The organism is Bacillus sp. AFS017336 (assembly GCF_002555445.1).
Lineage (GTDB): Bacteria > Bacillota > Bacilli > Bacillales > Bacillaceae_G > Gottfriedia.
In genome coordinates this window covers 1-5,407 of record NZ_NUCO01000057.1, presented here as the reverse complement: position 1 = coordinate 5,407, position 5,407 = coordinate 1, and the positions used below count along the sequence as shown (strand labels likewise).

Genomic DNA, 5,407 nt, shown 5'->3' with positions numbered 1-5,407 from the left:
TTAGTTGACAATCTACAATCTATTTCACTCGGTTTCTTCTCTACTGGCATAGAGTATTTAGCCAGATCAATTAATTCTTTTAGCATCTCTCTAAAGTTCGAGTCCAGACAAACAACGTTCATAAACTTACAAGTCCTTAATTTTGTTGTCCAGTCATCTCCACCAAAAAGTCGTATATGAACATCAGAATTAATTTTCCAATTAGACTTAAGGCTTATTTTGTAACCATTAGGAGTTTTCATATTTATTTCACTTCCATTAGTAGTCCACTCATAGTCAGAGTAATTGTTTAAAGTTTTTAGTACACCTTCAAAGTTTTGTTTAATATGCATTGTTAATATCTCCTTTTGAATTGTTTTTTTTGTATTTATTTAATTAACCACCTTAACCACTGTTAACCACTCAAGAAATATAGTAGTTAACCCAGAAAACCTTTTATATCAAGGGTTGAGATACCATATTAACCACTTAACCATTAACCAGTGATTTAAATAAATTTCCTGCAGTTAACCAAAAAACTAATTAACAAGGTTTCAAAAGTATTTTCCTTTAAAGAAACACTCTTATAATATTAATTTAATTTTAAAAGGATATTAGTGGTTAAGTAGTTAAGTCAAGGGTTAAAGCCTTGGTACTACTGAGTTTTTTGCTTAACCAAAAAGTTAACCACCTCATTTTGAAATGGTTAAGTGGTTAAGTGGTTAAGTTATTACTTCTCTTGATATACCTTTGCAACCTTGCCATTAACCATCTTACCTTTAATAACAAGATCAAACTCTTTCAATACCGTATCTTTGAGTATCTTTTGACTCTGCAACTTTATACCATTCTCATTTGCCCACGTTTCGTATTCTTCATAAACTTCTGGAGTTCTTTTTCCAACAATATCTTCTCTTTCCATAAAAGATAAAAACTCTAAAGTACCATTGTTTTCAATATGATAATCACTTGTAAACTCAGTTACTTTCTTAGATCTTGTAAACTTCCCATTCTCCATTAATCTGAAATAGGCTTTCATAACTAATAACAAAAAATATTCAATTGATTCGTCCGATAATAACTGTTCATAGAAGTTCTTGAACTCTCTTTCTGGTGGAGCAAACATAGGACACCATACTGCTCTACGTTCCCAAGCGTTACCTTTTTCAAAGCTCTTTAAGATATGGTTAGTTGTAAATATTTGAGTAGCTGTAATGGTTTCTGTAATAGGCATACCATATAAAGCTCTAACTTCAATCTCATCACCAGATGAAATAGATTTAAGATTACTCATTGTCTTTGAATCAATTGCTTGATCTTCTATATCATTACCTAAATTGGCTAGAGCTCCTTTCATACCATAAATGAACCTGTCATCTGATAATTTTTCTAATTTATTTGTTCTGTAATTCCCTTTGCCTAGTAGTGTTTGAATTAATCTAAATAATGCGCCTTTACCATTCCCTCCATCACCAGCGATAAAGAATACTTTTTGAAATGCTTTATTCTGTTTAATATTAATATTAGTAATTAAAGTATGAGCTACCATCTCAAGTAAAAGGTCTTTGTATTCTTGTTCTGCTTCTTGTCCTTTGAATCCACTTGAAATGTTGTTCAAGAAGTAATCCAATATTTCAACTGCTTCTTGTTCATCATTATATTTCCAATCAATATAATGAGGTGTGAATTCGTGTGAATCAATTTCATAAAAAGTTCCATCTCGTAAAATTCCATTCTTGAACTTAATATCAAAACCACCTTTTCTATCTGCTACATCTTCTGCATATAATTCAATCTGTTTGATAACTTCATTTTGATATTCTGTTCTTTGTCCTCTCAAGTGTTGAGCTATAACACGTTTTAATTCTTCACTTACAACGTATCTTTTGCCATCATAGACGTAAATGACCTTACTATATCGAACAATGTTTAACTTATTAATTAACTCAATTGCAACGTCATAATGAGTCTTGGAGCTGGTAACAGTGACTTCCTCATCACGAGTAATTCTATCAATATCGTCTTTATCAAAAGGATATTCAATAATATAGTCATTGATAAAATACATAACTTGTTTCCAATTAGAAAGGTACATGATCTTAAACTTATGCGCATAAAGTTTGTTATCTGTTCGATCTCCATCTGATAAACCAAGTAATGACTCCTTGACCTTAGATAGTGGAGCTAAGAATTCTGGTAACTCTTGAAGTGTTCCTGCATTTCTAATTGTTCTCATAACTCCATTTTGTTTTATAGTTATTCCTCGACTTGTGTTATTGCAGTCTTTGTATTCAAACTCAACACCCAAAGAATTAAAAGAGTCTTTCTTAACCTTTCTCATACCTTTAGGTTTTTTGAACCATAGGTGATGACCCCTTCCAGTTTCAACAATCATTGTATTAAGGTTGAACTTCTTAATCATACTCTCGGTAATTTCTTTAGGTAATGAATCTATGTCAATCACAATTACATCATCTGGTATTAATAAACCCGCATCACAAAAAGAGTCATGTGATGGACTTTTGTCAGCACCTTTACCAGCAAATTTCTCTCCTGCTTTAAATTCTATATATTCCATTTTCATTGTCTCTCGTCTCCTCTAGTTGTTTAATTTAATGTGATTCTCTCTCAATATTTGAATAATCATCATTCCAGTTTCTTGTGAATGAGTAATACTTTGTATAATCTATATCAATGAATTTAAAAAGGTCTCGTTCATTAAACAGCTGATCTGTCTTTGAACGAAACCTCTTTGTTTGTCTTGGAGTTTGAATTGTTACCCCATTTTTGTTGTAAAACAATTTACAAGTCATTTATTTTGTTCCTCCTTCATTTCAATAAATATGTTGTCAATAATTACCTTTAATTGTTGAGTCATACTTCGACTGTTGTATTTTGCTATTTCTCTTAGTTTTGCTATTGTTTCAATACTTGCTCTTATCATGTTTAGTTCTCCTTTGTTTAAGTTTTGTTTACATAATAGATATAAAAAATAAGCTTCAAATGTAATAATTTGTTAAAAATCTACAAAGAAATAAGCTTCCCATTGAATTTCCAGTTAAGTTTCCTCAACTCTTCGTTCAATAAAAAGCTTTTCATTTTAATTACTATGAAATTTAACGTCTGACTAACATTTGATTGTGATACTCCTAAACTTTCTGCTATCTGATCTTGATTCAATCCTTCAACCCAATAAAGACGAATATATTCTCTATGACTTTCTTTAGGTAACAATCGTAGGACTTTAGATATTGTTTTGTCGTCAATCCTTTGCAAACCACTACTCACTCTCAGACGGTCTGACAAACGTGTGCTATTTAATACAACACTTTCAAAGTCACCCTTTGAGTATCTTACAAATGTATTAACACTTTTGTTTTTTGGTCTGTACTGCTCTAACCATTCATTTGCCATTGATTCAAGTTTTTCATTTCTACCATCTGGAACATAGGTTTTAGTAGATGCTTGTCCATATTTATCTAATGAACGTTCAATACTTTTTGGAAGTATTGGAAATTCGTATTTATCATCTGGTAGTATTGCACTTGATGAACCATATTGAGTTGTTTTAATCCTCATAGAGTCAAGTATTTCTTCTAATCCTTCATATTTACTCAATGTTCTCATCTCCTCTATTTATTGTTTTGATGATTCTACCTTTATAGCAAAATGAAATTACATCTTGCACATTTCTATAAAAGTCCTCTCACAAACCTAACGAAAAATATCAATTCCTTGCACAAAGACATAAAAAATAGGAGATAGAATTTATCCATCACCTTAAAAATTTCTCCTCATTTACCTAACAAGTCGAAACAATATTTAGCACAATGCTATAAAAAGTTTTCTCACCTACCAAGCGAAAATTATCAATATATTGCATAAGGACATAAAAAAATTCAATATAAAATTTAACTCTTATATTTTATGTAACAATAGAAACAGAAATCTCGCACAACCCGTACATTTTTATAGCGAAAGATACCGATATTTTGCATATGTCCTCTCTTCAATTTTTTATACAAAGGCTCTGTTAAGCTACATTGTTGATTTTCTTATACAACTATATGGCAGTTTAGTTGCATAAGAACCAGGATAAAATATAACAATTAAAATAAACTTAATGGTGGGATTTTGTGTTTATATATATTTTATTTGGATTTATTTTACCTTGGCTTGTTGGGATACTTTTATTTATAAAAGTACCAAAAATCATGATCATTTTTATACCTATATGTATAGCTATTGCTTTCATCATAAATACTTGGGGATTTAATTATTATTGGAGTTTAAAAATTAAATATAATGAATTATCCTTGTCAGCATTTCCTTTTAATTTGGGCCTGTATCCAATTTTAGGTTGTTTATATATTATTTCTATTTATTTTAAGAAGTTAAATTTTATTATTGCTGTTGCATTCTTTACAATAATTACTACATTAATTGAGTTCTGGGCTTTATGTAATGGACAGGTAATTTATCGAAATGGCTGGACTATATACTTTACAGCAATAAGTTATTTATTTGCTTATATAGTTGTGTTAAGTTATTACAAACTAGTTCTCTATTTTGGGATATTAGATAAACATGAATAAATTTCTACTTCAACTAACGCTTTTTCCAGTATAAGTTATTTTGGTAAATTTTTACATTTAAATAATAAAAAAGGCGTATTACTTAAACAATTAATACTAATTTTTATATAATAATATTACATTTCTTTTTTGTATTCTTTACCAATATCACCTATTTTTTAGAGAAACTCTTTCTCCTGTGGGTATCTCTCTTTTTAATTCTTATCAAACTAACGCATGCGTTAGTTCAATAAGTGTTCCTAAAGGTTGTCTAATTAGACAACCCATTTTTTAGTTCTAAAAACAATATTTTAATTTAACATAGCCAATACAAAAAAAGACACTCACATTACGTAAGTGTCTCAACTGATCTATTTCATTATAAAAGATCATTTATTGGATTATGTTCAAGACTCCTTTTAATTATCTTGTCATCACCCATTGATTGTAAATATACTGCTGTAGTCTTGATACTCTCATGCCCCATCATACGACTAACTGAGTATAAGTCATTGTGTTCAAGTTGTTGAATAGCAAAGAAACGCCTTAGACTATGTACACCAACGTCCCCACCAGCGTCATTTATTATTCTTAGTATTGTTCTCCCACAAAGGGCAATACCAGTATGTTGACTAATCAAAAGATAGTCTGACCTATTAAACTTAGCGTGTTGATTTCTCTTTCTCAGATAGGTCATTAATTGTTTTTGAACAATTGGAGGAATACCGACAACCCTTTCTTTTCCTCCTTTTGCCTTTTTAATGATTATACACTCCCCTTTGATATCTTCAAGTTTAATACCCCTTAACTCTCCATTTCTGATACCTGTACTAGCTGTTTAATGCAAAATAAAA

7 protein-coding genes are annotated in these 5,407 nt (G+C 30.2%); 1 reads left to right on the top strand and 6 read right to left on the bottom strand.

Translation table 11 applies throughout. The annotated features are described in order from the left end of the window. From CN601_RS21850 to CN601_RS21835, 5 genes are all read right to left on the bottom strand, one after another. A partial coding sequence (locus CN601_RS21850) for a hypothetical protein (protein ID WP_142317398.1) occupies positions 1–332 on the bottom strand: 332 nt, incomplete at its 3' end. Positions 333–709: 377 nt separating this feature from the next. Next, positions 710–2,563 (bottom strand): DUF5906 domain-containing protein, encoded by a 1,854-nt coding sequence (locus CN601_RS21845; RefSeq protein ID WP_098172352.1) that lies wholly within the window; start codon positions 2,561–2,563, stop codon positions 710–712. Positions 2,564–2,591: 28 nt separating this feature from the next. Beyond that, positions 2,592–2,792 (bottom strand): hypothetical protein, encoded by a 201-nt coding sequence (locus tag CN601_RS21840; RefSeq protein WP_098172351.1) that lies wholly within the window; start codon positions 2,790–2,792, stop codon positions 2,592–2,594. After that, positions 2,789–2,923, bottom strand: coding sequence for a hypothetical protein (locus tag CN601_RS27695; RefSeq protein WP_257131783.1), 135 nt, complete (start codon positions 2,921–2,923; stop codon positions 2,789–2,791). The genes CN601_RS21840 and CN601_RS27695 overlap by 4 nt, the downstream gene beginning before the upstream one ends. Before the next feature lie 80 nt (positions 2,924–3,003). Then, positions 3,004–3,597 carry a sigma-70 family RNA polymerase sigma factor gene (locus CN601_RS21835; protein WP_179865645.1) on the bottom strand — a complete coding sequence of 198 codons (594 nt, stop codon included), beginning with the start codon at positions 3,595–3,597 and terminating at the stop codon, positions 3,004–3,006. 518 nt (positions 3,598–4,115) lie between these two features. Between CN601_RS21835 and CN601_RS21830 the strand changes: the two genes are divergently transcribed. Continuing rightward, entirely contained in the window at positions 4,116–4,574 is a 459-nt protein-coding gene (locus tag CN601_RS21830; protein ID WP_098172349.1) for a hypothetical protein, read from the top strand. 358 nt (positions 4,575–4,932) lie between these two features. Here the strand turns inward: CN601_RS21830 and CN601_RS27080 are convergent, their stop codons facing one another. Beyond that, positions 4,933–5,376: a tyrosine-type recombinase/integrase gene (locus CN601_RS27080; RefSeq protein WP_098172348.1), complete on the bottom strand. Its 444-nt coding sequence runs from the start codon at positions 5,374–5,376 to the stop codon at positions 4,933–4,935. Positions 5,377–5,407 lie beyond the last annotated feature (31 nt).

What these genes read in the sequence shown, in the direction of transcription:
- CN601_RS21845 (WP_098172352.1), bottom strand. Translation starts at nt 2,563, where the DNA reads ATGAAAATGGAATATATAGAATTTAAAGCAGGAGAGAAATTTGCTGGT.
- CN601_RS21840 (WP_098172351.1), bottom strand. Translation starts at nt 2,792, where the DNA reads ATGACTTGTAAATTGTTTTACAACAAAAATGGGGTAACAATTCAAACT.
- CN601_RS27695 (WP_257131783.1), bottom strand. Translation starts at nt 2,923, where the DNA reads ATGATAAGAGCAAGTATTGAAACAATAGCAAAACTAAGAGAAATAGCA.